The sequence below is a fragment of the Kitasatospora papulosa genome, assembly GCF_000717245.1.
Classification (GTDB): domain Bacteria; phylum Actinomycetota; class Actinomycetes; order Streptomycetales; family Streptomycetaceae; genus Streptomyces; species Streptomyces papulosus.
Window position 1 is genome coordinate 61,759 of record NZ_JNYQ01000010.1, and the last position, 25,424, is coordinate 87,182.

General features: G+C 70.3%; 17 protein-coding genes. 12 read left to right on the forward strand and 5 right to left on the reverse strand.

What is annotated here, in order from left to right; translation table 11 throughout:
* The first annotated feature begins 27 nt into the window (after nucleotides 1-27).
* Together IA22_RS0123795 and IA22_RS0123800 are read left to right on the forward strand one after the other, a co-directional pair.
* Nucleotides 28-930 (forward strand): S1 family peptidase, encoded by a 903-nt coding sequence (locus tag IA22_RS0123795; RefSeq protein ID WP_030124777.1) that lies wholly within the window; start codon nucleotides 28-30, stop codon nucleotides 928-930.
* 187 nt (nucleotides 931-1,117) lie between these two features.
* Complete coding sequence (locus IA22_RS0123800) at nucleotides 1,118-1,597, forward strand: hypothetical protein (protein WP_014157094.1); 480 nt, start codon at nucleotides 1,118-1,120, stop codon at nucleotides 1,595-1,597.
* A gap of 12 nt (nucleotides 1,598-1,609) precedes the next feature.
* Here the strand turns inward: IA22_RS0123800 and IA22_RS0123805 are convergent, their stop codons facing one another.
* Nucleotides 1,610-2,509: a DUF4231 domain-containing protein gene (locus IA22_RS0123805; protein ID WP_245229597.1), complete on the reverse strand. Its 900-nt coding sequence runs from the start codon at nucleotides 2,507-2,509 to the stop codon at nucleotides 1,610-1,612.
* A 324-nt stretch (nucleotides 2,510-2,833) separates the two neighbouring features.
* On the opposite strand from IA22_RS0123805, the gene IA22_RS0123810 reads away from it, so the two are divergent.
* The 5 genes from IA22_RS0123810 to fxsT all read left to right on the forward strand — a co-directional run bounded on the left by IA22_RS0123810 (nucleotide 2,834) and on the right by fxsT (nucleotide 11,829).
* Nucleotides 2,834-3,544, forward strand: coding sequence for a hypothetical protein (locus tag IA22_RS0123810; protein ID WP_030124779.1), 711 nt, complete (start codon nucleotides 2,834-2,836; stop codon nucleotides 3,542-3,544).
* 434 nt (nucleotides 3,545-3,978) lie between these two features.
* A complete protein-coding gene (gene fxsA / locus IA22_RS34930) occupies nucleotides 3,979-4,146 on the forward strand; it encodes an FxSxx-COOH cyclophane-containing RiPP peptide (protein ID WP_014157097.1) in 168 nt (55 codons plus the stop codon).
* A gap of 30 nt (nucleotides 4,147-4,176) precedes the next feature.
* Nucleotides 4,177-6,405 (forward strand): radical SAM/SPASM protein FxsBH, inactivated beta-hydroxylase extension form, encoded by a 2,229-nt coding sequence (fxsBH, locus tag IA22_RS0123820; protein ID WP_030124780.1) that lies wholly within the window; start codon nucleotides 4,177-4,179, stop codon nucleotides 6,403-6,405.
* A 148-nt stretch (nucleotides 6,406-6,553) separates the two neighbouring features.
* On the forward strand, nucleotides 6,554-7,897 hold the full coding sequence (gene fsxC, locus IA22_RS0123825) for an FxsC protein (RefSeq protein WP_157840934.1): 1,344 nt from the start codon (nucleotides 6,554-6,556) through the stop codon (nucleotides 7,895-7,897).
* The gene (fxsT, locus tag IA22_RS0123830; protein WP_030124782.1) at nucleotides 7,894-11,829 is read left to right on the forward strand and encodes an FxSxx-COOH system tetratricopeptide repeat protein; all 3,936 of its coding nucleotides are present in this window, start codon (nucleotides 7,894-7,896) and stop codon (nucleotides 11,827-11,829) included. Before fsxC ends, fxsT begins: the two co-directional genes overlap by 4 nt.
* Nucleotides 11,830-11,872: 43 nt before the next feature.
* Here the strand turns inward: fxsT and IA22_RS0123835 are convergent, their stop codons facing one another.
* The gene (locus IA22_RS0123835; RefSeq protein ID WP_030124783.1) at nucleotides 11,873-12,754 is read right to left on the reverse strand and encodes an alpha/beta fold hydrolase; all 882 of its coding nucleotides are present in this window, start codon (nucleotides 12,752-12,754) and stop codon (nucleotides 11,873-11,875) included.
* 437 nt (nucleotides 12,755-13,191) lie between these two features.
* Here IA22_RS0123835 and IA22_RS0123840 point away from each other — a divergent pair, with 437 nt between their 5' ends.
* A complete protein-coding gene (locus IA22_RS0123840; protein WP_030124784.1) occupies nucleotides 13,192-14,277 on the forward strand; it encodes a S1 family peptidase in 1,086 nt (361 codons plus the stop codon).
* A gap of 326 nt (nucleotides 14,278-14,603) precedes the next feature.
* Nucleotides 14,604-15,752, forward strand: coding sequence for a macrolide family glycosyltransferase (locus IA22_RS0123845; RefSeq protein ID WP_030124785.1), 1,149 nt, complete (start codon nucleotides 14,604-14,606; stop codon nucleotides 15,750-15,752).
* Between the two features lie 9 nt (nucleotides 15,753-15,761).
* Here the strand turns inward: IA22_RS0123845 and IA22_RS0123850 are convergent, their stop codons facing one another.
* Nucleotides 15,762-16,829, reverse strand: a complete 1,068-nt coding sequence (locus tag IA22_RS0123850) for an ABC transporter permease (protein ID WP_030124786.1) — start codon at nucleotides 16,827-16,829, stop codon at nucleotides 15,762-15,764.
* A gap of 153 nt (nucleotides 16,830-16,982) precedes the next feature.
* Here IA22_RS0123850 and IA22_RS0123855 point away from each other — a divergent pair, with 153 nt between their 5' ends.
* From IA22_RS0123855 to IA22_RS0123865, 3 genes are all read left to right on the forward strand, one after another.
* Nucleotides 16,983-20,474, forward strand: a complete 3,492-nt coding sequence (locus tag IA22_RS0123855) for a DNA polymerase III subunit alpha (RefSeq protein ID WP_030124787.1) — start codon at nucleotides 16,983-16,985, stop codon at nucleotides 20,472-20,474.
* Entirely contained in the window at nucleotides 20,471-21,469 is a 999-nt protein-coding gene (locus tag IA22_RS0123860) for a DNA polymerase Y family protein (RefSeq protein WP_014157106.1), read from the forward strand. Before IA22_RS0123855 ends, IA22_RS0123860 begins: the two co-directional genes overlap by 4 nt.
* A 158-nt stretch (nucleotides 21,470-21,627) precedes the next feature.
* Nucleotides 21,628-22,518, forward strand: coding sequence for an esterase/lipase family protein (locus IA22_RS0123865; RefSeq protein WP_030124788.1), 891 nt, complete (start codon nucleotides 21,628-21,630; stop codon nucleotides 22,516-22,518).
* Nucleotides 22,519-22,565: 47 nt separating this feature from the next.
* Here IA22_RS0123865 and IA22_RS0123870 read toward each other — a convergent pair whose 3' ends face one another.
* Entirely contained in the window at nucleotides 22,566-23,615 is a 1,050-nt protein-coding gene (locus tag IA22_RS0123870) for a lytic polysaccharide monooxygenase auxiliary activity family 9 protein (protein WP_030124789.1), read from the reverse strand.
* Between the two features lie 233 nt (nucleotides 23,616-23,848).
* Nucleotides 23,849-25,423, reverse strand: a complete 1,575-nt coding sequence (locus IA22_RS0123875) for an alkaline phosphatase D family protein (protein WP_030124790.1) — start codon at nucleotides 25,421-25,423, stop codon at nucleotides 23,849-23,851.
* Nucleotide 25,424 lies beyond the last annotated feature (1 nt).

The following is a 25,424-nucleotide window of genomic DNA, read 5'->3' on the forward strand; positions in this document are numbered from 1 at the left end:
CCCGATTCCCCTCGGGAGGAACGAGAAGTGAGGATCAAGCGCAGCACCCCCCGCAACGGCGGCATCACGAGACGCGGCCGGATCACAGCCGTCGCCGCAGGCTTCGTGGCCGTCGCCGCCCTCGCCGTCCCCGCGGCCGACGCCGACCAGTCCGGGACCTACAGCACGAGTCAGCTCACCGCCGCGGGAGCGGCGGTGCTCCGAGCCGATGTCGCCGGCACGGCCTGGAACGCCGACCCGGCGACCGGGCGGCTCCTCGTCACCGTCGACAGCACCGTCTCGCAGACGGAGATCAAGAAGATCAGGAAGGCCGCCGGAGCCGACGCGGGCGCCCTGCGGATCGAACGTACCCCCGGAACCCTCAGCAAACTGATCTCGGGCGGCGACCCCGTCTACGCCTCCGGCTGGCGCTGCTCCCTCGGCTTCAACGTCCGCAGCGGCACCACCTACTACTTCCTGACGGCCGGTCACTGCACCGAGGGCGCCGACACCTGGTGGGCCGACGCGGCCCACACCACGGTCCTCGGCACCACCGCCGGATCCAGCTTCCCCGTCGACGACTACGGCATCGTCCGCTACACCGACGCCACCGTCGCCAAGCCCGGCACGGTCGGCAGCCAGGACATCACCGGCGCCGCCGACGCCACCATCGGCATGTCCGTCACCCGGCGGGGCTCCACCACCGGCCTCCACAGCGGCACCGTCACCGGCCTCAACGCCACCGTCAACTACGGCGGCGGCGACATCGTCTACGGCATGGTCCGCACCAACGTGTGCGCCGAACCCGGCGACTCGGGCGGTCCCCTCTACTCAGGCACCCGGGCGATCGGTCTCACCTCGGGCGGCAGCGGCAACTGCACCTCCGGAGGGACGACCTTCTTCCAGCCGGTCACCGAGGCGCTGAACGCGTACGGCGTCAGCGTGTTCTGACCCGGCGGGCACCGACGCACTCCCGTGAGCCCCCACCGATCCACGGCGGGGGCTCCCGTTCGACCCGCGGCTTTTGAGAGGATGTCGGTACGGTCGGTCGCAGAGGTACCACGGGGGCGGACGCTGTACCGGTCCGGAGGGACGACGCCCTCCGGGACCCCCGCAGACACCAGGGGGTTCCAGGTCCGTGAAACGCATCGGAGTGACCGGTCACCGCTCCATCCCCCAGGAGGTGCACACGCACGTGCTGGAGGAGCTGAGGGCGGCACTGTGCGGACACGAGGGATCCCTGGAGGCGCTCTCCAGCCTGGCGGTCGGGGCCGACCAGCTCTTCGCGGACCTGGCCCTGGCGCACGGCGCCGAGCTGACCGTGGTCATCCCCAGCGGGGACTACGAGGCCGGCTTCGCCGACGAGGCTGACCTCGCGCGCTACCGGGCCCTCAAGGCGCGAGCGGCCCGCGAGATCCGGCTGGACTACCCGCACTCCACGGACGAGGCCTACTACGCGGCGGGGGCCTACATCGCCGACCACTGCGACCGTCTGCTCGCGGTCTGGGACGGCCTGCCCGCACGGGGCCTGGGGGGCACCGGCGACATCGTGACGTACGCCCGCAGCCTCGGCCGGCCGGTCACCGTCATCTGGCGCGAGGGCGTGGAGCGCGGCTGAGGCCGACCGTCCTCACATCCGGTGCCTGACCAGCCAGTCGGTGTGCTCGGGGGAGACGATCCGTTCGGTCTCGAAGACGGCGGCCGCCCACTGGCGCTCGGTGAGGGTGGTCTCCATCGCGGCCTGCATGTTCTCCAGGTCCTCCTCGACCAGGGAGTGCGCGGTCACCAGCGGATGATGACGGCGCGTCTCGTTCCAGGCGAGACAGGCGGCCGCCGCGGCGGAGAACGTCCCCGTGAGCGCGAACGACCCGGCACCGCCGAAGGTCCGCAGCACGGCGAGGACCAGGGCCGGGAGCGTCAGCGCCGCGATGGTGCTGGACCACACGAGCGCCCCCCGGCGCGAGACCAGCATGCGCCTGCGGTACCACCGCCGCTGCTCTATCAGCCGGTCCCGGACGTAGGTCTCCTTGCGTACGGTGAACGCCTTCTCGCGTAACTCCCGCATGGACGCCGTGATGAGAACGCCGCCGGAGTCGGCCATCTCCTCCCTCGGATCGTTCCACCCGACCTTCCGTAACTCCTGGAGCCCCTCCTCGAGCCGGCTGGCGAACACCGCCTCGGGATGCCGGACGGAGGAGTCGAAGGGGGAGCCGTGGACCGCGTAGCGCCAGCAGTTGGACTTGATGAACTCGGCGGCGGAGCGGTTGAGTTGCCAGTGCGACTTTGCTTTGCGCCGGGAGGCGAGATACGTCGCGATCAGGACACCGAGATAGGCCAACACCGCTATACCATCCAGGAGTTGGATGCCCGAGCCGATCTCGGCGTGCCAGGGGAGGGCCGCGGGCAGGGTGCCGAGGACGAGCAGGGCCAGCTGACCCCGGGTGGTGTTGACCGCCTCGCGCTGGCGTGCGACGGCGACGGCGTCGGTGTGGTGGAAGAGTTCGGGCAGGTCCTCGCTCCGGAAGACCATCGACTGTAGTGGTCCGGGAATCGCCGTCATGTCACCCCGTCTGCAGTTGTGGGTATGCCCGTCCGGGCCGCTCGGCCGTCTCCGGCTCGGGTGTGCTGTCCCGGGGCTCAGGGAATGTGCGCGAAGCGCTGCCGAGGCCACGAGAGTAGAGTCGCGCCCCGGAGACTGCAATGGCGCCTCAGAAGTGGCAGGTTCCCGCCGGTCCCGTCGGGGTGTCCTCGTGTGATCCGACTCTCTGTGGGAAAGTCTGACTGCTGAAATCATGCGCGGGCGAGTCACCTGGGTGCCGGGTCGGGGGCCGCCCTCTCGGCGGGGGGAGAGATTGTGACCGAGGCGGGGCAGGGCAACAGCGAGTCGTTCTCCGACGCACAACGCAGGGTCCGCCGAAGCCCTTTGTTGTTCACCACGCCACTGGTACTGCTCGGACTCCTCATGGCCGTGCTGGTCTGGGAGTCGGTCCGCGCCAACGTCACAGGCGATGCCCGGACGGAATGGCCGTGGCGCCTTCAGCTCGTCGACATGGAAGCGCTGGGAAGCCTCCTGGCCGTCGCGGCCGGGGCCGTCCTGGCCCGGGCTCAGTACGCCCGCACCGTGCGGCCCTACCTGGGCTGGCGGGCGGTGTGGGCCAAGGGGGACCTCAAGGGCGATGTGCAGGCGTGGCGGGTCGGCATACTCAACGGTGGGCAGCACATCGCGGCGATCGAGTCCTGGGACTGCCGAGTAGTCCTGGCAGGGCAAGGTGACTCCGCCGACGGCCGGTGGGTCGACATCGACGACGCCGTGGCCGAACTGACCGGGGCCGGCCTGACGGTCGCCGAGGACTTCCAACTCGTGAAGTTCGGGCAGGGGTTCCCCTTGGTAGGCACCGGAAGCTACGAGACGGTCCTGGTGGGCGCGTTTTCCAAGCGGTTCGTCGAGACCGTCGAGTCGCTGTACGTGCGTGTGCGGGTGACCGACGTCGTAGGCGACAGCCACGAGCGCATCGGGGACTGCATGAAGGGCGCGAGGGCTGTTGCCCAGGCTCCGCTCGACTGACGTTCGACCGGGCCGTGCCCGGGGTGGCGCCCGTGCGCGCCGGTGCGTCGACGGGGTGCAGGGCTGACGAGGGGTGAGCCCAGAGCTGTCGTGCGAAATGTCCTGAACTTGCCGTCCCGGCCGCTTGGGTGGACCGCAATTTGCCGGGAACCTACTCCCTGCCGAGACCATTTTCCTGTTCATCGGCGGAGTCCAAGGGGTGAGGGATCGGTTTTCGAGGGGACGTCAGCCCCGATCCGCCCGTTCCGTTGTCACCCGGGTGGGTCAATCCCTGCCGGATATCCGGATGCCGTAATGCGTGTGAACAGTAGATTTCGTGTCACGCCGAAGTGTGCGGAGGGCTGGGTTGGGAGTAAAGTCATGCCGCCGGACACTGTGCATATGCAGGTGCCGGTAGTGATCCAGTGTCCGGAAACAATCCATCAAGGACGGCCGTGAAGACCTACGAAACCTCCCCCTCCTTCGCCATTGCGAAGAAGAGCCGTGTTCCTCTCACCGAGATCGACGCCCGGAGCACCGATGCCTCCAGGAAGCTCGGTCGGGTATTCGGCATCTCGACCGGTCGCCCCCTGCAGACTTCGACCTTCAGTTCGGCCCTCTGAGAAGAGTGCCGACGTGGCTAGACTGGGGGAATGACAGGACCCCTGGTCCCCTTCCGCGAGATCGTTCTGAAGGTACACAGCCGTTGTGATCTCGCGTGTGACCATTGTTATATCTATGAACATGCAGATCAGAGCTGGCGTACCCGCCCGAAGACAATCTCTGACGAAGCCATTTCATGGACAGCCCGAAGACTGGCCGAGCATGCTTCGGCGCATGCGCTCGATTCGATGTCAGTGATCCTGCACGGAGGCGAGCCGCTCCTGGCCGGCCCGGCACGCCTGCGCCGCGTCTGCGAGGAGCTGACAGCGGCCTTGAACGGTATCGCTGAGCTGGACCTCAGGATCCACACCAACGGCGTCCAGCTCAGCCCCCGGTATCTCGATCTCTTCGACGAGTTCGATGTGAAGGTCGGTATCTCCCTCGACGGTGACCGGGCGGCCAACGACCGGCACCGCCGCTTCGCGAACGGGCGCACCAGTCACCCTCTCGTACTCAAGGCCGTGGAGTTGCTCCGACAGGAGCGATACCGCCACCTCGATCTCGGGTTGCTGTGCACGATCGACATCGAGAACGACCCCCACACGGTCCTGGACGCCTTGGTGGAGCTCGATCCGCCCCTCATCGACTTCCTGCTCCCGCATGCCACGTGGGACGACCCCCCTCCGCGCCCGAACGGGTCGGAGACGGCCTACGCCGAGTGGCTCCTCAAGGTTCATGACCGCTGGCGGGACCTCGGCAGCCCGGTGCCCGTACGTCTCTTCTCCTCGGTCCTGTCCACCCTGGGCGGTGGCCCCAGTTTGACCGAGTCGCTGGGGCTCGCGCCCACCGATCTCGTGGTCGTCGAAACGGACGGCCAGCTGGAACAGGTCGATTCACTCAAGAGCGCCTACGAGGGCGCGGCGGCCACCGGATTCAACGTGTTCGCCCACTCCTTCGACGATGTAGCCGCGCATCCAGGCGTCCGTGCGCGGCAGCTCGGTCTGGCCGGGGTCAGTGGGACGTGTCGTGACTGCCCCGTCGTACGTTCGTGCGGTGGAGGCCTGTACACGCATCGGTTCAGCTCGGCTGACGGTTTCGACAACCCGTCCGTGTACTGCCGCGATCTGGAGGCGTTGGTGCGCGGTATCGAGGCGCGTGCCGAGGTGCCGCCTTCCGTGACGGATCACGCGGAACTCACATATGCCCAGCAGGACCTGACCCGCACCCTGCTCGCCAGGCTTCATGCGGACCTCGACGGCCGTGGTGGCGCGCGGTGGGAGGAGGCCTGGCAGCTGGCAGGCGTACTCGAGTCGTCCGAACAGGGTGCCGCAGGGCTCGATCACGTGCTGTCGCACCCGTACACGCGGACCTGGCTCCTGGAGACGCTGGAAGGGCTGCACGCCGGACGGGCCGATGCGGTGGACGAGGCGCTGCGCCTGCGTGCCTGTGCAGCCGCTGCCGCCGTGCGTTCGGGCCTCGAACTGGACGCGGGGGCCGACTACCGGGACGGGCTGCTTCACCTCCCCACGCTCGGAGAACTGCGACTGGGCGGGGCGGGGGAGCACGGCACGGTTCAGCTGAGGACGGGTGAGGGCGTCGTTGTGATCCGGCGTGACGACGGTGCCGGGGAATGGTGCGTTCGTCACGGGGAGGACACCCCGGGCTGGAAGCCAGTGCGCCACCTCGGCCAGGGCGGCGTGCCCCCCTTCGCCCTGGACGATCTCGACCCGTACCGGGACTGCTTCGCTGCCCCCGCCTCGTCCCGGCTGGGTCCCGCCGACGCGGACGAGTGGGAAGCCGGGCTTGCCGAGGCGTGGGCACTGCTGGAGAGGGAAGCGCCGTCACACGCCCGAGTGGTGGCCGGCAGCCTGACGACGCTGACTCCCCTCGCCACGGGACGACACACCGAGCGCCGGCACGGATACGGGGCCATCGGTCTGACATCGGCGAACGACGCGAAACGACTGGCACTCGAACTTCTTGGCGGTTTTCGGCGGACCACATTGCGTGCACTGCTGGAGGTCACGGATCTCTACGCGGCGGACGGCGCCTGGGTGTATCACCCGCTCTGGCAGGACGGGGTTGTTCCGTTCTCCCGGCTGTTGGCCGAGACCCATGAACGGGTGGCGCTCGCGACGCTTGACCCCTGTTACATGGGCGGAGTCGAAGAGGCACTCGACATGATGGACTCGGCCGCCGAGCCCACGCTCGCAGGACGGCGGATCATTTCCGTACTCAGGAATGAGGTGAAGCAGACGCGGGACAAGTGGGCGGAATAGACTCAAGATTGTTACGCCCTGGAACGTTCGCGATGAATCCTGGGTATGGATGACTGAAAAGCGGCGTTGAATGACCGAACGCCGTGGGGGTGGAGGAAGGTCCGCTCCGGAATGATGAATTCGCTCGCACCCCCTCCATAGCCCTGGGATGCGGGTGCTCACACAGGACGGGGGTCGTGTGCACGCATCGACGCAGCAGCGAGCGGCGGACCATCGGCCGTACTTCTTTCTGAGCTACGCGCATACACCGGGGTACGGCGGTGGAACGGACCCGGATATGTGGGTCGAACGGCTCTTCCAAGATCTCTGCGGCCACGTGATGGCCATGACCGACCTGCCGGCAGGTGCTTCCGCCGGCTTCATGGACCGGGAAATACGCTCCGGCGAAGGCTGGTCGGAACGGCTGGGCAGCGTACTGGCCACTTGCAGGGTCTTCGTCCCGCTGTTCTCGCCGCGATACTTCGCCAGCGAGATGTGCGGAAAGGAGTGGTACGCCTTCGAACAGCGCGCCATTCATCACCGGGCCCGGTCGAACCAGTCCGCCGAAGCCATCGTTCCGGCACTCTGGGTTCCGGTACCGCCCAGCCAACTGCCGGGTTCGGCTGAGCGCTTGCAGTTCAACCACCGTGATTTCGGGGAACGTTACGTCAGTGACGGGCTGTACGGGCTGATCAAGCTGCGGCTGTTCGCCCAGGAATACGAACGGGCCGTCTACGAGCTGGCCAAACGCATCGTCAGCGTCGCCGACACGGTGCAGATCGACAGCGTACGGCCCCTGGACTGGCGCCTCGCACCCAGCGCCTTCGGGTCACCGAGCAGCGGGGTGGGCGCTCCCCGGCCGATGCAGATCACCATTGCCGCGCCCACTCGGCACGATCTGCCCGAGGGGCGTATCGCCGACTACTACGGCGACCATCCGCATGACTGGAACCCCTACCATCCGGCTGCCGCGAGACCACTGGCCTACGTAGCGGAGGAACTGGTCCGCTCACTCAACTACCAAGCTGTCATCACCTCGTTCGACGAGGAGTCCGGGCAGCGCGAGGGCAAACAAGCTCCCAGCACCCCGGAGATTCTCCTCGTCGACCGCTGGGCCCTGCAGGACGAGGACCGCAGGCGCCGGCTCGCCGCGTTCGACGCGGAGAACCGGCCTTGGGTGACCATGGTGGTGCCTTGGTGCCGCGACGACCACCAGAGCCGGGCAGCCGAGGCGGAACTCACCGAGAAGCTCGAACAGACGATGCCGACCAAGATGCGGCAGGGGAGGGCCTTCTGCCGGGCCGCGGCCAAGGGGGTGCCCACCATGGAGGCGTTCGGCCAGGTCCTCCCGCAAGTGGTCGAGGCCGCCGCCCAGCAGTATCTGAGGCATGCGACGGTCTATCCGCCGGCGGGCGGACGGCACAGCGAGCGGACGCGGCTGATGGGGCCCATGGGCAGCACCCGGTTCATACCTGACATGCATGACCTTGCGACGGATGCGGAGGACGTATGACAGCGGGTCGTGACGGGCGCATCGTCACTTTCTACTCGTACAAGGGCGGCACGGGGCGCACCATGGCCCTGGCCAACACCGCCTGGATCCTCGCTGCCAACGGCAAGCGGGTACTGGCCGTCGACTGGGACCTGGAAGCCCCCGGACTCCACCGGTTCTTCCATCCCTTCCTCGATCCGTCGACGCTCGGTGCCACCACCGGCGTGATCGACCTGATCACGGAATACGCATGGGCCGCGACCAATCCCGCCCAGCGGTCCGACGACTGGCACCGCGACTACGCCCGCATCCAGCCGCACGCCGTCTCGCTCAATCCGGAAGCGCTGGGCTGGCAGTTCCCGCGGGGTGGCACGCTCGACTTCGTCTCGGCGGGACGGCAGAACCGCGAGTACTCCGCCACCGTCTCCACCTTCGACTGGGACAACTTCTACGACCGGCTCGGCGGCGGGCATTTCTTCGACGCCCTGCGGGACGACATGAAGTCCAACTACGACTACGTCCTCATCGACAGTCGTACGGGTCTCAGCGACATCGCCGACATCTGCACCGTCCACCTCCCGGACGTACTGGTCGACTGTTTCACCCTGAGCGACCAGTCGATCGACGGCGCGGCCTCCGTCGCCCGGCAGATCGCGGAGCGCTACACCGGCCGGCCCATCTCCATCTTCCCCGTCCCGATGCGCATCGACGAGGGCGAGAAGGAGAAGGCGGACGCCGGCCGCGCGCTGGCCAGGCTGAAGTTCGACCGGCTGCCCCGCGACCTCTCGGGGGACGAGCTCACGGCCTACTGGGGCGCCGTGGAGATCCCCTACCGGCCCTACTACGCGTACGAGGAGACGCTCGCCACCTTCGGTGACGAGGCGGGACTCAGCAACTCGCTCCTCTCCGCCTTCGAACGCCTCACCGCGGTCGTCACCCAGAGGGAGATCACCTCGATGCCCCCCGTGGGCGAAGAGGTCCGGCTGCGTATCCGCGACGCATTCACCCGACGCCGGCCTGCCCTGCCCGCCGATCTCTTCCTCAGCTATGTGGCGGAGAACCGTATGTGGGCCGACTGGATCGAATCTGTTCTCACGCGGGCGGGATTCCGGGTGGTCCCGCGTGACGTGTCGGCCGACCCCGCTCTCACGGACGGCTCCTACCCGACGGCCGAGACCGCGAGTCGTACGGTCGTGCTGCTCTCCAACGCCTACCTCAAGTCCCAGCGTGCCGTGGACCTCTGGGACCGAGCGGTGTCCGAGGACCCCGGTGGTGGGCGGCGTCAGCTGCTTCCGCTGCGCATCAGCGACGTCCGTCTGTCGGCGCCCTACATCGACCGCAACCCGGTCGACCTGTTCCGGCTCGACGAGGTGCATGCGGCCACCGCGCTGATGCGGGCTCTGGACAGACCGGTGCAGCTAGGCGACGGCGTGGCGCCCGGGCCCCGGTTCCCCGGCACGGTGCCGAGGATCTGGAACGCACCGCCTCGCAACCCCGGCTTCACAGGGCGTTCCCTGGTCCTCGAGCGGATGCGCGATCAGCTCGGCGGAGGTATGGCCGTCGTGCTGCCCCAGCCGCAGACGCTGTACGGTCTCGGCGGCGTCGGCAAGACACAGGTTGCGCTGGAGTACGTGCACCGCTTCATGGCCGACTACGACCTGGTGTGGTGGATCTCGTCCGAGCAGACCGACGACGTGATCGCGGGCCTTGCGGAGCTCGCCGTACGGCTCGGTGCCCAGGGCGGAGACGACATGGCGGCGGCCTCGCAGGAGGCCGTCGACCTCCTGCGGCGGGGTGTTCCGTCGGACCGCTGGCTGCTCGTCTTCGACAACGCCGACGATCCGGAGCGTCTGAGGCGGTACTTCCCGCAGGGCGGATCCGGGCACATCCTGGTGACCTCCAGGAACCAGGCATGGTCCCAGCACGGTGACGCGCTGCCCGTCGACGTCTTTCTGCGGGAGGAGTCGATCGAGCATCTGCAGCGAAGGGCTCCGGGTCTGAGCGCCGAGGACGCCGCGCAGGTGGCGACCGCCGTCGGTGACCTGCCGCTCGCCGTCGAGCAGGCCGCGGCCTGGATCGCGGAGACCGCGACCCCCATCGACACCTATCTGGAGCAGCTGGCCCGCCAGGCCCCCCAGGTCCTCGCGCTGAACCAGCCTGCCGGGTATCCGCAGCCCGTCGCGGCGACCTGGAACATCTCGATCGAACGCCTCAAGGAGCGCTCACCGGCCGCGGTGAGGCTGCTCCAGCTCTGCGCGTTCTTCGCGCCCGAGCCGATCTCCGCCAATCTGCTCTACAGCAAGGAGATGATCGAGGCACTGAAGCCGTACGACGCCTCGCTCCAGGAGAAGCTGGTACTGGGCCGGGTCATCCGGGAGATCGGCCGCTTCGCCCTCGCCAAGGTCGACCAGGTCTCGAACTCCATCCAGGTGCACCGCCTGGTGCAGGCGGTGATCAGGGCCCAGCTCAGTGAGGAGGAGCAGAGTGAGGCCCGGCATGTCGTCCACCGCATCCTGGCCGGGGCCAGGCCCGATGACACCGAACCGATCGACAACCCGGAGACATGGCCGCGCTTCGCCGCGATCTGGCCTCACCTCGGTCCGTCCGACGCGCGCAACTGCAGGGACCACGAAACCCGCAGACTCCTGATAGACCGGGTGCGCTACCTGTGGAAGCGAGGAGACGTCCGGACCGCGGGCAGTCTCGGCGAAGAACTCCGGGAGACCTGGCTGGAGATGCTGGGGGAGCGGGACATCCAGTACCTGTACCTCTGCTTCCACCTCTCCAACATCCTGCGCACCCGAGGCAGGTACGTGGAGGCGCGGGAACTCGACGAGTTCACCCTTGCGCTGCAGCGTGAGGTGCTCGGGCCGGAACATCCGCACACGTACATGACCACCAGCAGCCTCGCCATCGACCTGGGCCTCCTCGGCGACTACGGGCGTGCGATCGAGCTGGCGACCCAAGCGCATGACGGCTTCAACCAGATCTTCCACGAGAGGCACGCCCGCACCCTGGCGGCCGCCAACAACCTTGCACTGAACCTGCGGAGCGTAGGGCAGTACGCCAGGGCCAGGGAGATCGACCAGGACTGCTACGACCTTCGGTCGGAGGTGCTCGGCCAAGAGCATCCGCACAGCCTGTCCTCCGCGCTGAACCTGGCCCGTGACCTGCGTGAGGTCGGGAGGTACGAGGACTCCGTCGGCCTGCTGAGCCGCACCTACGACAGCCTCAAAGCCACCCTGGGCAGGACCTATCCCACCACCCTGAGCGCCGCGAAGAGCCTGGCGGTGTCCCTGCGCAGGGCGGGGCAGTTGGAGGACGCCCGCAGACTGACGGTGGCCACACGCGCCAGGTACCGGGCGAAGTACACCGCGGCCAACCCGGAATCACTGGCCTGCGATCTGAACATGGCGGCCGACCTGTTCGCCGCGGGGGAGCCGGCGGAGGCGCGGGACGCCGCGCACGAGGTCGTCGACCAGTACATGAAGGTGCCCGGGGAGCAGCATCCGTACACCCTGGCCGCGCAGAACAACCTCGGTGTCTATCTCTCGGGGACGGGAGTGCCCGGAGAGGCTGAGAGGCTGCTGACGAAGGTGGTCGCCTCGATGCGCGAGGTGTTCGGGCGGGAGCATCCGAACACTCTCTTCTCCGTCATGAACCTTGCCAACGCGACGGCGGAGGGCGGCGATCTGGGCATAGTACTGGAGACCGAACAGCGGGTGTCCGGGCAGCTCAGGGAGGTTCTCGGGGCGCACCATCCGGAGGCCCTGGCCATGGCGTCCAACCTTGCGGTCACACTCGATGCCCTGGGACGCAAGGACGAGGCGCTCCGGGTACGGGCGGAGACCGGTGACGAATTGGCACGGCAGCTCGGGGACGATCATCCGCTGACCCGGATAGCGAGGAGCGAGCGCAGGTTCTGGCGTGAGCTGGAACCGATGTCGGTGTGAACCGGTGGGTGGGTGCTCCAGGCCGGAGCGCTCACCTCGCGGCTCAGGCTGCTGCTTCCCGTTCGTCCAGCAGCCAGTTGAGGATGTCGGGAAGCACGGACAGCGCGTCGAAGTGGGCCGCCGCCGGTTCCAGCACGGCGGTGGCGCCCGGGATCTGTCCGGCCAGCCAGCGGGAGTGGCCCACGGGGGAGAACACGTCCTTGACGCCGTGCCACAGCATCACCGGGCACGTGATGTCCGCGGGGTCGAACCCCCACGGCCTGCAGAACGCGAGCGCGTCGTCGATCCACCCGTACGCCGACGTGCGCAGCCCCTCGCGGAAGTTGGCGAGCAGCATGGTGCGGATCCCGGCGTCGTTGACCACGGTCCGGTCGGAGTCCGTCAGTTCCCGGCGGAGGTCGTCCAGAAGCCGTACCGGGTTCTGCCGGATCTCCGCCGAACGGCTGATGAAGGACTCCGCGAGCCCGTCCGGATCCGCCACGGCCCGGGAGTAGGCGAGCACGTTCGACGCCGCCATCCCGTCGAACCAGTCGAGTCCTTCGGCGTCCCTGGGGGCCAGGCTGACCAGGGCCGCGCTCCTGGTGACCCGGTCCGGCATCAGGGCGGCGCAGGCCAGTGCGTGCGGGGCGCCGCCCGAGCGGCCGACCACCGCGAACCGCTCCAGGCCGAGCGAGTCGGCGATCGCCCGTACGTCCTCGATGACGTCTTTCACCCTGCGCCCCGGCAGCCGGTCGGATCCGCCGTATCCCGGCCGGTCGTAGCTGATCAGCTGCATCCTGCGCTGGTAGAGGACCATCCCGCGCGGAGCCGGGCCCAGCCGGCTGCCGGGCATGCCGTGCAGGAGGAACACCGGTCTGCCTCGGGGGTCCCCCTGACGCTCGACCAGCAGATGCCGTCCGTCCGCCACGCGCACCCGACTTCGCACGCCGCTCCTCCGCTCGGTCACCCCACCCGATCCGGGCGTCAACCACCCGGCGTGTACTGCCTGTTCGATGATGACCTATCGGAAGCGATACCGGCACTCCCTGTCGGAACGCGCCGGTGGTGTTCGGGGCGTCCTGAGGCACTCGGGTGGTGTTCGGCTTCAGGAACGCTCTCCGCGACATCCGGACTCCAGGCGCGATTACAGGACAGGACTAGTCCTCACCCGTTGCCCATCGTCCGTTGCACCGGGTGTTCGCAATCGGAACCAAAGTGGTGGGACGACCGGGTTGTGAACGCCTCGCGGGTGAAGCGTCGTCGTCGTGTGCGCGTCCGGAAGTCGACCTTGTGTGCTATCGGCTGCATCGGAATAGTGGGCGCCCCATCCTCCGTGTTCCGGACACCCCACTTGTCCGTGCACGGCCCCACAGGAGGTCGAAGTTGAAGCACCGACGCATATCCAGGAAGCGCGTGACGTTGGCCGGATCGGCCGTACTCGCCCTGGTCGCAGCAGGCGTGACGTTCCAGACTGCGAACGCCAGTGACGACGTACCCCAGTTCAGCGCGAAGACCCTCACCGCTCACTCGGCCGGAAGTCTCGCCGCGACCCTGGGCAAGTCCCTGGGCGGGGACGCCGCGGGCTCGTACTACGACGCCGAGGCGAAGAACCTCGTCGTGAACGTCGTCGACGAGGCCGCGGCCGAGCAGGTCCGCCAGGCGGGAGGCAAGGCCAGACTGGTTCAGCACACGCTGGCCGAGCTGACGACCGCCCGGCAGACCCTCACCGACAAGGCGACCATCCCCGGCACCTCCTGGGCTGTCGACCCGGTCAGCAACAAGGTGGTCGTCACAGCGGACAGCACGGTCCACGGAGCGGCCTGGGACAAGCTCGGCAAGGTGGTCGAGGGGCTCGGCTCCAAGGCCGAACTCAAGAAGACCGCAGGGGAGTTCAAGCCGCTCATCGCGGGCGGCGACGCGATCTGGGGCAACGGCGGCCGCTGCTCGCTGGGCTTCAACGTGGTCAAGGGCGGCGAGCCGTACTTCCTCACCGCCGGCCACTGCACCGAGTCGATCACCAGCTGGTCCGACTCGCAGGGCGGCTCGGAGATCGGTGCCAACGAGGGATCCAGCTTCCCGGACAACGACTACGGCCTGGTCAAGTACACCTCGGACGTGGAGCACCCCAGCGAGGTCGACCTCTACGACGGTTCCACCCAGGCGATCACCAAGGCGGGCGACGCGACGGTAGGCATGTCGGTGACCCGCAGCGGCTCCACCACCCAGGTCCACGACGGTGAGGTCACCGCCCTGGACGCCACCGTGAACTACGGCAACGGCGACATCGTCAACGGCCTCATCCAGACCACGGTCTGCGCCGAGCCGGGCGACAGCGGCGGCTCGCTGTTCTCGGGCGACACCGCGATCGGCCTGACCTCGGGCGGCAGCGGCGACTGCTCCGCCGGCGGCGAGACGTTCTTCCAGCCGGTGCCCGAGGCACTGGAGGCGTTCGGCGCCGAGATCGGCTGACCTGCGGATCCCCGCTCCGGTCCGGAAAGCGGCGAGCCCGCCCCCTCGTGCGAGGGGGCGGGCTCGTTCCGGTTTTCGGGACCCGTACGGCACTCGAAAACCACGTGCGGGCCCCGGAACGCGCGCGTAGGCTGCCGCCCATGAATCCCTGTCAGATCTACGGCTGACACCGGCCGGGGCAGCGCCCCCGTTCCCGTGCCGCGCACCCGTGCGCGCTTCCCGGCAGGCTGTGCCCCCGGGTGGCGGCGCGCCGGTCCGGTGTGTCCTTCTCGCCGTAGACCTGAAACGAGTGATTCCGCTTGTCCAGTCGCCGTACCCACATCGCGATGATCGGCGTTCCGGTCGTCAGCCACGTCCTGCCCGGCCTCGAGATCATGCGTGAGCTGGTGGCCCGTGGCCATCGGGTGACGTATGCCAACGACCCCGCCGTGGCGGACCTGATCAAGGCCACCGGAGCCGAGTTCGTCCCGTACGGCTCCAGCCTGCCGTTCGCCGACAACACCTGGCCCACCGACCCGATCGCCGCCATGGACGTCTTCCTCGACGACGCCGTCCAGGCGCTGCCGCAGCTGCGTGCCGCCTACGGCACGGACCGGGCGGATCTCTACCTGTACGACATCGGCGCCTACGCCGCGCGCGCCCTCGCGGAGTCGCAGGGACGGCCCGTCCTCCAGCTCTCCCCGACCTTCGTGGCCTGGGACGGTTACGCCGAGGAGATGGCGGCGGCCCTGTGGGAGCTGCCCGGTGCCGACGCGTACCGGGCGAAGTTCGCGCACTGGCTCGCCGGGTCCGGGGCGGCCACCACGGATGTCGACGCTTTCTCCGGCCGGCCCGCGAGGGCCCTGGCGACGATCCCGAGGGCCATGCAGCCGCACGCGGACCGGGTCGACACCCATCGGGTGTCGTTCGTCGGCCCCTGCTTCGGTGCGCGTACGGACCGGGAGGCCTGGACCCGGCCGTCCGGTGCGGAGAACGTGCTGCTGATCTCCCTGGGGTCGGCGTACACCAGGCAGCCGGACTTCTACCGCCGCTGCCTGGAGGCGTACGGCGACCTGGCGGGCTGGCACGTCGTGCTCCAGATCGGGAAGTACGTCGACCCGGACGAGCTGGGCCGCGTCCCGGACAACGTCGAGGTGCACTCCTGGGTGCCCCAGCTGTCGATCCTGGAGCAGGCCGACGCGTTCGTCACCCACGCGGGGATGGGCGGCAGCAGTGAGGGGCTGTGCACCGGTGTCCCCATGATCGCGGTCCCGCAGGGCGCCGAGCAGTTCATGAACGCGGACCGGCTGGTGGAGCTGGGCGTGGCCCGCCGCATCGACACGGCGGACGCCACCGCCCCGGCGCTGCGCACCGCGCTCACCGAACTCGTCGCCGACCCCGAGGTCGCCCGGCGCTCGGCACGGCTGCGTGCCGGTGTCCGGGCCGAGGGCGGCACCGCCCGGGCCGCCGATCTCGTCGAGGAGATGCTGGGCTGACCTCGGGCCTCAGGCGAGGCTCGAGCCGTTCCCGGGGGAGGTGGTCGCTCCTCCCCCGGGAACGGCCGCCTGCCCCGCCCCGTCCGCTTCCCGGCGGCGCATCGACAGCAGCAGGGTGAGCACCGTGCCCGCGACCGCCCAGGCGGAGAGCACCAGCAGCGGGCCGGTGACCGCGTTGCCCTCGAAGTAGGCGATCGAGCGGGCCACCCAGGTGCCCGCGCCGGGTGGCAGGGCGGGGCCGATCGCGCGCCAGAAGTCCGGCAGCATCGGCAGCGGGAAGGCGCCGCCCGCGCTCGGGTTGCCCGCGATCACGATGATGAGGACGGCCAGGCCGATCCCGACGATGCCGGTGAGCGCCTCCAGGGCGAGCGTGGTCATTCCGACCGCGAAGACGACCAGGGCGCCCAGGCCCGCCAGCGCCCACACGCTGCCCGGGAGCGCGCCGAGGACCGGGCCGATGATGACCGCGCCGCCGATGCCGCCCGCGATCGAGTACAGCGCCATGACCCCGGTGCGGATCACCGCGCGCTGCCGGTTGGCGGGCTTGGTGCCCGCGCTGATCGCCAGGATCGAGGCGCAGAGGTAGCCGCCGACGCACCAGCCCACGACCAGGTAGAACGAGGAGAGGCCGTCGAAGTCGTCCGGGGAGGCGGGGGCCACGTCCACGGTCCGTACCGTGCGCTGCCGCGGCCCCTCCGCCTCCTTGACGATCTTTGCCAGTGAGGTGGCCAGTACGGTTCCGCCGCCGGAGGCGACGAGCACGGTGTCGGTCGACCCGCGAGGGCTGACGACCAGGGCTCCGTCGATGTCCCGGTTCTGGATCTGCCGGCGGGCCTCCGCCTCGTCGGACACCGCGCGTGGGTCGAGCGGGCCGCCGGGCAGGCTGTCCAGCTGGGTGACGAGCTGCCCGGACACCTGCTGCGGGGCGACGACCCCGAAAGGGACGTCCGTCGGGTCCGGCCGGTGCAGCGCACCGACGTAGGAGGCGATGAACAGCAGCTGCAGCGCCAGTACGCCGACGACCAGCAGGGCGGCTCGTGTGGTGACGGCGTTCTTCACCTCGTCAGCGAAAGTCATGCCCCCACGGTCCGGGCAGGGCGCTGCTCATGCAGGCGGAGGCGGGCCGAATGGCGGAGGGGGGCCACGCCCTCGGTTATCGTACGAATGTTCGAAACTTGGTTTATGGTGGAGAGCGAGGGGGGTGAGTGCGGATCGGTCCAGGAGGTGCGGATGTCAGGGTTCACGCATCTGCATACCGTTTCCGGGTTCTCCCTGCGGTACGGGGCGTCGCACCCGGAGCGGCTGGCCGAGCGCGCCGCCGGGCGCGGGATGGACGCCCTCGCGCTGACCGACCGCGACAGCCTCTCGGGTGCGGTCCGCTTCGCCAGGGCTTGCGAGAAGGAAGGCGTGCGGCCGATCTTCGGGACGGAGCTCGCGGTGGAGCCCCAGGTGGCGGAGGGGGCCCCCGCGCACCGGCCGCGTACACCGGCGCGCGGGGGTGCCTTTGTCGATGAATCGGCACCTCGGGTCACCTTCCTCGCCCGGGACGGCGCCCGTGGCTGGGCCGAACTGTGCCGGCTGGTCACCGCCGCCCACTCCGGCGCCGCGGACCGGGGCGCGGGCCGCCCCCTGGCCGGCCGGGACGCGCTGCCCGCCGAAGGGCTCACCGTGCTGCTCGGCCCCACCTCCGAGGTGGGCGCCGCACTGGCCGCCGGCCGGCCCGACCGGGCCGCCGCGCTGCTCGTCCCCTGGCGTGAGATCTACGGCGACGCCCTGCGCCTCGAAGCCGTCCACCACGGCCGCGAGGGCACCGGCCCCGGATCGCTGCGGCTCGCCGCCCGTACCGTCGGCTTCGCGGCCGAGCAGGGGGTGCGGGCCGTGCTGACCAACGCCGTCCGGTACGCCGACCCCGGGCAGGGGCCCGTCGCCGACGTGCTCGACTCGGCCCGCCGGCTCGTCCCCGTCGACCCGCGCCGTACCCCGCTCGACAGCGGGGAGCGCTGGCTCAAGGACGACGCCGCGATGCGCGGGACCGCGGAGCGGATCGCCTCCGCGGCAGGACTCGGCCGAGGGGCCGGTGAGCGGCTGCTCGCCGAGACCCGGCACACCGCCGACGCCTGTCGCGTCGACCCGGCGCGGGACCTGGGTCTCGGCAGCGTCCACTTCCCCGAGCCGCGCCTCGTCGGGGCGGAGCGGCGCACCGCCCAGCGGGTGCTGGCCTCCCGCGCCGCCGCGGGCATGGTGCGGCACGGCTACGACCGCAGACGCGACTACTGGGAGCGGATGCACCGCGAGCTGGACATCATCGCCCACCACGGCTTCGCCACCTACTTCCTGACGGTCTCCCAGGTCGTCGACGACGTGAAGGGGATGGGCATCCGGGTCGCCGCACGAGGGTCCGGGGCCGGCTCCCTCGTCAACCACCTGCTCGGGATCGCCCACGCCGACCCGGTCGAACACGGGCTGCTCATGGAGCGCTTCCTGTCCAAGCGGCGCTTCGTGCTGCCCGACATCGACATCGACGTCGAGTCGGCCCGCCGTCTGGAGGTCTACCGCGCGATCATCGACCGCTTCGGCACCGAGCGGGTCGCGGCCGTCTCCATGCCCGAGACCTACCGGGTGCGCCACGCCATCCGTGACGTCGGTGCCGCGCTCTCCATGGACCCGGCCGAGACCGACCGGCTCGCCAAGGCCTTCCCGCACATCCGGGCCAGGGATGCCCGCGCCGCGATGGAGGAGCTGCCCGAACTGCGGGCCGTGGCAGGAAGCAAGGAGAAGTACGGCCGGCTCTGGGACCTGGTGGAGTCGCTGGACGCACTGCCGCGCGGCATCGCCATGCACCCGTGCGGGGTGCTCCTCTCGGACGACTCGCTGTTGCGGCGTACCCCGGTCGTGCCCACCAGCGGCGAGATCCCCAGCCTCGACGGCGGGGGAGGTTCCCCCATCCCGATGTCCCAGTTCGACAAGGACGACGTGGAGCACCTCGGGCTGCTCAAGCTCGACGTGCTCGGCGTACGGATGCAGTCGGCGATGGCGCACGCGGTGACCGAGCTGAAGCGGGCCTCGGGACAGGAGCTCGACCTGGACGCCGTACCGCAGGGCGACCCGGAGACGTACCGGCTGATCAGGGACGCCGAGACGCTCGGCTGCTTCCAGATCGAGTCGCCGGGCCAGCGCGACCTGGTCGGCCGCCTCCAGCCCGCCACCTTCCACGACCTCGTGGTCGACATCTCGCTGTTCCGGCCGGGGCCGGTCGCCGCCGACATGGTGCGGCCGTTCATCGAGGCCAGGCACGGCCGCGCGCCCGTGCGCTACCCGCACCCCGACCTGGAAGGGGCGCTGCGCGACACCTACGGGGTGGTCGTCTTCCACGAGCAGATCATCGAGATGGTGAACATCATGACCGGCTGCGGACGCGGCGAGGCGGACCGGGTGCGGCGCGGGCTCTCCGACCCCGAGTCGCAGGCCCGGATCAGGGTCTGGTTCGCACGGCGGGCCGCGCAGAGGAAGTACGACGCCCAGGTGATCGTCCGCGCCTGGGAGATCATCGAGGCGTTCGGGAGCTACGGCTTCTGCAAGGCGCACGCGGTCGCCTTCGCCGTGCCGACGTACCAGTCGGCCTGGCTCAAGGCGCACCACCCGGCGGCCTTCTACGCGGGGCTGCTCACGCACGACCCCGGGATGTACCCGAAGCGGCTGCTGCTCGCGGATGCCCGGCGGCGCGGGGTGCCGGTGCTGCCCCTGGATGTGAACCGGTCGGCAGCCGCTCATAGGATCGAACTGGTGTCTGGTGACAAGGGTGAGAAATGGGGATTGAGGCTGGCCCTGTCGGACGTCCACGGCATCAGTGAGGCCGAGGTCGCCCGCATCGAGTCCGGGCAGCCCTACAGCTCCCTGCTGGACTTCTGGCAGCGGGCCAGGCCGGGGAAGCCGGCCGCGGAACGGCTGGCCCAGGTGGGCGCGCTGGACTCCTTCGGCGCCAACCGCCGAGACCTGCTGCTGCACCTGTCCGAACTCCACCGCGCCCAGCGGCGCTCCGGCTCCGGTGCGGCGGGTGCCCAGCTCCCGCTCGGCGGCGGACACCGGACCGGGAGCGTGGGGCTGCCCGACCTCAACGACGCCGAACGTCTCAGCGCCGAACTCGGCGTCCTCAGCATGGATGTGTCGCGCCATCTGATGGGCGATCACCACGGCTTCCTCGAGGAGCTGGGCGCGGTCTCCGCCAAGCGGCTGCGCGAGGCCAGGCACGGGGAGACCGTGCTGGTCGCGGGCGCCAAGGTGGCGACCCAGACCCCGCCGGTCCGCTCCGGACGCCGGGTCATCTTCACCACCCTGGACGACGGGACGGGCCTGGTCGACCTCGCCTTCTTCGACGACAGCCACGCCGCCTGCGCCCACACCGTCTTCCACTCCTGGCTGCTGCTGGTGCGCGGGGTGGTCCAGCGGCGTGGTCCGCGCAGCATGAGCGTGGTCGGCGCGGTCGCCTGGAACCTGGCGGAGCTGGCCGAACTCCGGAGCACCGGCGGCCTCGACGCGGTCGCGGCACGGCTGGCGGAGGAGCCCGCCGCGCAGGAGGGGGAGGAGGAGGCCCCCGACGACGGCCGCCGCATCCAGCTGCCGACCGGTTACGAGATGAATCCCTGGTCCGACCTCCAGCCGGCCGGCGAGGGGACGCCCACGGGGAGGAAGCTGTGGCACCGGAGCCAGGGGAGCGCGGGATGAACGACCGGCCCGCCGTCCTGTGCCTGCGGTTCTGCCGGATCGGCGGCGGACTGCCGGACAGCGCGGCCTACGAGGGACTGCTCGCCCTCCTCGGGGCGTTCACCCCGGTCGTCGAGGCGGCCCCGCCGGGCGCCGCGCTGGCCGATGTCGGCGGCGCGCTGCGCTACTTCGGACAGGACGCGGCGGGTCTGGCCTCCGTGATCCGGGTGCGCGCCCTCGCCCTGCACGGGGTGGACTGCGCGATCGGCGCGGCCTCCAACCCCATGCTGGCCAGGATGGCCGCACGGCAGGCAACGGCCGGAACGACCTTCGTGGTGGCTCCCGGTGAGCACGCCGGCTTCCTCGCGTCCAAGCCCGCCGCCGCACTGGACGGCGTCGGGGCGGCGACCGCGCGCACCCTGTGCGGATACGGGCTCGACTCCATCGGCCGGATAGCCGCCGCGCCGCTCGCCACCCTGCAGCGGATCACCGGCGTGCGGACCGGACGCGAGCTGTGGGAGCGGGCCAACGGCATCGACCGCACACGGGTCGTCCCGAACGCGGCCGCGCGGTCGATCGCCGCCGAACGCTCCTTCCCCCGCGACGAACTGGACCCCGAGCAGCACCGTCGCGCGCTCCTCTCGCTCACCGAGGAACTGGGGGCCAGGCTGCGCGGCGACGGGCAGGTGTGCCGGTCGCTCGCGGTCTCCGTGCGTTACGCCGACCGGACCGGCTACGCGACGCTGACCCGCAGCCGTACGCTCGCGGAGCCCACCGCCCACTCGGTGGCGCTCACCTCGCTCGCGTACCGGATCCAGGACTCGTTCGCCCTGCAGCGGGCGAGAGTGCGGGGGATCGGACTGAGGGCCGAGGGGCTTCACGACGCCGAACGGGCGGCACACCAGCTCACCTTCGATCCGGTGGACGAACGGGCACGGCGGATCGAGGCGGTGTCCGACCGGCTGCGGGCCAGGTTCGGCCCGGGGGCCGTGAAGCCGGGGCGGCTCGCGGCCTGACCCGGGACACCGGGATGTTTTTACCGACGCGTAACTTCCCCAGCGGCCCTACCGGTGCGTAACTTGGCATGAGCACGTTAAGACGTGAGATCCGCTGTGGTCCGGACCGCAGGGCGCACCGACATCGCAACTCCCTTGAGCCGCAAGGAGAACACCCGATGCTGCCCTGGACCCGCCCCCCGCGCACCCCACGCGCGCGCCGCACGCTCGCCGCACTGCTCCTCACCCTCGCCGTGCTCGTCGCCCCCACGGCGACCGCGGCCGCGGCCCCCACGCAGGCCGCCGCTCCGTCACGGGGCTGGAACGACTACTCCTGCAAGCCCTCCGCGACCCACCCCCGCCCGGTCGTCCTCGTCCACGGGACCTTCGGGAACTCGATCGACAACTGGCTGGTCCTCGCGCCGTACCTCGTCAGCCGGGGCTACTGCGTCTTCTCGCTCGACTACGGCCAGCTGCCGGGCGTGCCGCTCTTCAACGGGCTCGGCCCGATCGACAGGTCGGCAGGGCAGCTGGACGTCTTCGTCGACAAGGTGCTCGGTGCCACCGGCGCGCCGAAGGCCGACCTCGTCGGCCACTCCCAGGGCGGCATGATGCCCCACTACTACCTGAAGTTCCTCGGCGGCGCGGAGAAGGTGAACGCCCTCGTCGGGATCGCCCCCGACAACCACGGCACCACGCTCCTGGGCCTCACGAAGCTGCTGCCCTACTTCCCCGGTGTCGAGGACCTCCTCACCACCAACACCCCGGGCCTCGCCGACCAGATCGCCGGATCCGCGTTCATCACCAAACTCAACGCGGGCGGAGACACGGTGCCGGGGGTCCGCTACACGGTCATCGCGACGAAGTACGACGAGGTCGTCACCCCGTACCGCACGCAGTACCTGAGCGGGACGAACGTACGCAACGTCCTGCTCCAGGACCTGTGCCCGGTCGACCTGTCCGAACACGTCGCGATCGGGACCATCGACCGGATCGCCTTCCACGAGGTGGCGAACGCCCTCGACCCGGCGCGCGCCACCCCGACCACCTGCGCCTCTGCCGTGAGCTGAGAGCACGCTGCCCGGCCCCCGAGGACGGGGTCCGGGCAGCCGTGTGGTCAGGCGCGGTGCGCGCCGCCCGCGGACCGGCGGCGGACCGAGACGAACAGGGCGCTCGCGCCGAGGGCCAGCGCGGCGGCCCCGCCCATCGCGAGGTACGAGGTGCTGCCGCTGCCACCCGTCTCGGCGAGGGTCTCGTCGGCGGGCGCCCCGCCCGCCGGGGACGCGGCGACGTTGTTCGGCTCGGGGGCGTTGGCCCCGGTGTCCTCGGCCGGGGCGGCCGGAGCCGCTTCGGTGACCTCCGCTCCCGTCGAGGCGTCGTCGTCACCGTGCCCGTGGTGCTCGACGGACGACTTGCCGGCGCCCGCGTCGATGTCCTCGTCGGACGGGGCGGACGCGGCCGGCGCCGGCGCCTCCTCGGTCGTGTCGTCCCCCGTGCTCGCGCCGCTTCCGGCGCTCTCGCCGCCGAACACCACGTCGGAGCAGGCGTAGAAGGCCTCGGGGGAGTCCGACCGCTGCCAGACCGTGTAGACCAGCTGTCGCCCGGACGCCTGCGGCACGGTGCCGTCGAAGACGTACGACCCGTCCTGCAGCGTCGGGTCGGTGGCCGTGGCGAACGGCTTCTCCTGGAGGTCCGACCACTTCAGGGGCTGCGTCGGGTCGTAGCTCGCCTTGGTCAGGTACAGCTCGAACTTCCCCTTGTGCGGGGCGGTGGCCCGGAACCTGAAGGTGTGGCCACCCGCCTCCATGGGCGTGGACGGCCAGTCGGCGCGCGGCAGGTCCAGCCCCCTGAACTTGTCGTTCCCCGCGCTGCACAGCTTGCCGTCCGGGATCAGCTCACGGTGCTTGCCCGCCGCGTTGGCGATGTTCACACCGTTCCAGTCGTACAGCGCCTGGGTCCCGCCTGCGGCCACCGCCGCCTTGCACGCCGCCGACCGAGGGTTCTCCGGCCCTTCCGCGAAGCAGGCCGAGACCCGGCTGACCGGATCGCTCAGCGAACCGTGGGCGGCGGCCGGTGCGGCGGAGAGCCCGGTCAGCGCGAGCGGTGCGACGCCGAGCGCGACGATGCCTCCGGCGAGCCTGCGGCGGGTGGTGGTGTGGACGGCCATGGTGGTGTTTCTCCTTCGGCGGCACGGCTGTTGGCTGCTGTCGACCAGGTCTGGTGATCAGCAAGCTAGCCGCCTCCGGGGACGGATCCGGGCGGGAGAAGGCGCAGGTGGGGAACGTTATGGCGCGCTTAAGGAAGGGTTAGGCGAGGGCTCAGGTAGGGCCGGTCGGGCCGTACCCGGGGCGTCGAGCGGCGGCTCCGGTGAGCGGGGAGCCGCCGGCCACGGGGGAGGCGTCAGACCTGGACGCCCGGAGTGCCGTCCTCCACGACCACGCTCGCGCGCGTGCTGATCGTGGCGTCCGGCTTCGTCACGAAGGGCAGGATCCGGAAGTCGGTCGTCCACCGGTCGCGGTTCACCGTCACGCGTGCGTAGCCGCGCTGGCTGTTGAAGAACTTCATGTGCGGGTTCGCCGCGAGGAACGTCTCGCCCTGGGCCGTCATGTCGGCACCGTCGCCGCCGCTCGTGACCGAGGTGCCGACGAACTCCGAGCCGACGGTCGCCGACTCCGGGTCCGTGTAGTCGCGCTTGAGGTCCCAGGCGTAGTTCTGGTGGCGGTCGCCCGTGACGACGACCAGGTTCCGTACCCCACGGGTGTCCGCCTCGGCGAGCAGCCGGTTGCGTTCGGCGACGTAGCCGTCCCAGGGGTCGGTCCAGACCGTCGTACCCGGACCCGGGTCCTGGTCGGTCTGGCCCATCGGTGCCTGGTTGCCGAGGATCTGCCAGCGGGCCTGTGAGCGGCTGAAGCCCTTGAGGACCCAGTCCCGCTGGCGGGGGCCGAGCAGGGTGCGGTTCTCGTCGAAGCGGTCGGCGCAGTCGGCGGAGGTGCCGTCGCCGCAGGCCTGGTCGTCGCGGTACTGGCGGGTGTCGAGCATCGTGAAGTCGGCGAGCCGGCCGTAGGGGAGCCTGCGGTACATCTGCACGTCCGGGCCGTTCGGCAGCTGGGTGCGGCGCAGTGGCGCGTGCTCGTACAGGGCCTGGAAGGCGGCGGCCCGGCGCAGCAGGAACGTCTTCGGGTCCTCGTCGTTCTCGGAGGTCTCGTCCGCCCAGTTGTTCTCCACCTCGTGGTCGTCGAACGTCATGATCCAGGGGAAGGCGGCGTGCGCCTCGCGCAGCGGGGCCTCGGACTTGTAGAGGCCGTACTGGAGGCGGTAGCGCGCGAGGCCGACCGTCTCCGTGTGGAACTTCGGATCGGTCGTCACACCGCGCTTGTTCGTCCTGACGCCCGACTCGTACAGGTAGTCGCCGAGGTGGACGACCAGGTCCAGGTCCTCCCGCGCCATGTGGTGGTAGGCCGTGAAGTAGCCGTCCTGCCATGCCTGGCAGGAGGCGAAGGCGAACTTCAGCTCACGCGGGGACTGCCAGGGGGCCGGCGTGGTGCGCGTACGGCCCACGGGGGAGATCGCGGAGCCGGCCCTGAAGCGGAACCAGTACGTGCGGTCGGGGGCGAGCCCGTGCACCTCGGGGTGGACGGAGTGGGCGAGCTCGGGGGTCGCGACGACGCTGCCGCGGCGCGCGATCCGGCGGAACCGCTCGTCGAGCGCCACCTCGTAGTGGACGCGTACCGGCTTCGCCGGCATCCCGCCGAGACCGTCCTGGGCGAACGGGTCGGGAGCCAGGCGCGTCCAGAGCACGACACCGTCCGACGTCGGGTCACCCGAGGCCACACCCAGGGTGAACGGGTCCCCCTTCAGCGCGGGCGCGGCGAACGCGGACTGCGCCTCCCACGCCCCCGTCCCGAGCATCAGCGCGGCGGCTGCCGCTCCGCCGAACCCGAACATCTGCCTGCGGGACACGGAATTCGCGAACACG

What these genes read in the sequence shown, in the direction of transcription:
- IA22_RS0123805 (WP_245229597.1), bottom strand. Translation starts at nt 2,509, where the DNA reads ATGGTCTTCCGGAGCGAGGACCTGCCCGAACTCTTCCACCACACCGAC.
- fxsBH (WP_030124780.1), top strand. Translation starts at nt 4,177, where the DNA reads ATGACAGGACCCCTGGTCCCCTTCCGCGAGATCGTTCTGAAGGTACAC.
- fsxC (WP_157840934.1), top strand. Translation starts at nt 6,554, where the DNA reads ATGCGGGTGCTCACACAGGACGGGGGTCGTGTGCACGCATCGACGCAG.
- fxsT (WP_030124782.1), top strand. Translation starts at nt 7,894, where the DNA reads ATGACAGCGGGTCGTGACGGGCGCATCGTCACTTTCTACTCGTACAAG.
- IA22_RS0123845 (WP_030124785.1), top strand. Translation starts at nt 14,604, where the DNA reads ATGATCGGCGTTCCGGTCGTCAGCCACGTCCTGCCCGGCCTCGAGATC.
- IA22_RS0123850 (WP_030124786.1), bottom strand. Translation starts at nt 16,829, where the DNA reads ATGACTTTCGCTGACGAGGTGAAGAACGCCGTCACCACACGAGCCGCC.
- IA22_RS0123855 (WP_030124787.1), top strand. Translation starts at nt 16,983, where the DNA reads ATGTCAGGGTTCACGCATCTGCATACCGTTTCCGGGTTCTCCCTGCGG.
- IA22_RS0123860 (WP_014157106.1), top strand. Translation starts at nt 20,471, where the DNA reads ATGAACGACCGGCCCGCCGTCCTGTGCCTGCGGTTCTGCCGGATCGGC.
- IA22_RS0123865 (WP_030124788.1), top strand. Translation starts at nt 21,628, where the DNA reads ATGCTGCCCTGGACCCGCCCCCCGCGCACCCCACGCGCGCGCCGCACG.
- IA22_RS0123870 (WP_030124789.1), bottom strand. Translation starts at nt 23,615, where the DNA reads ATGGCCGTCCACACCACCACCCGCCGCAGGCTCGCCGGAGGCATCGTC.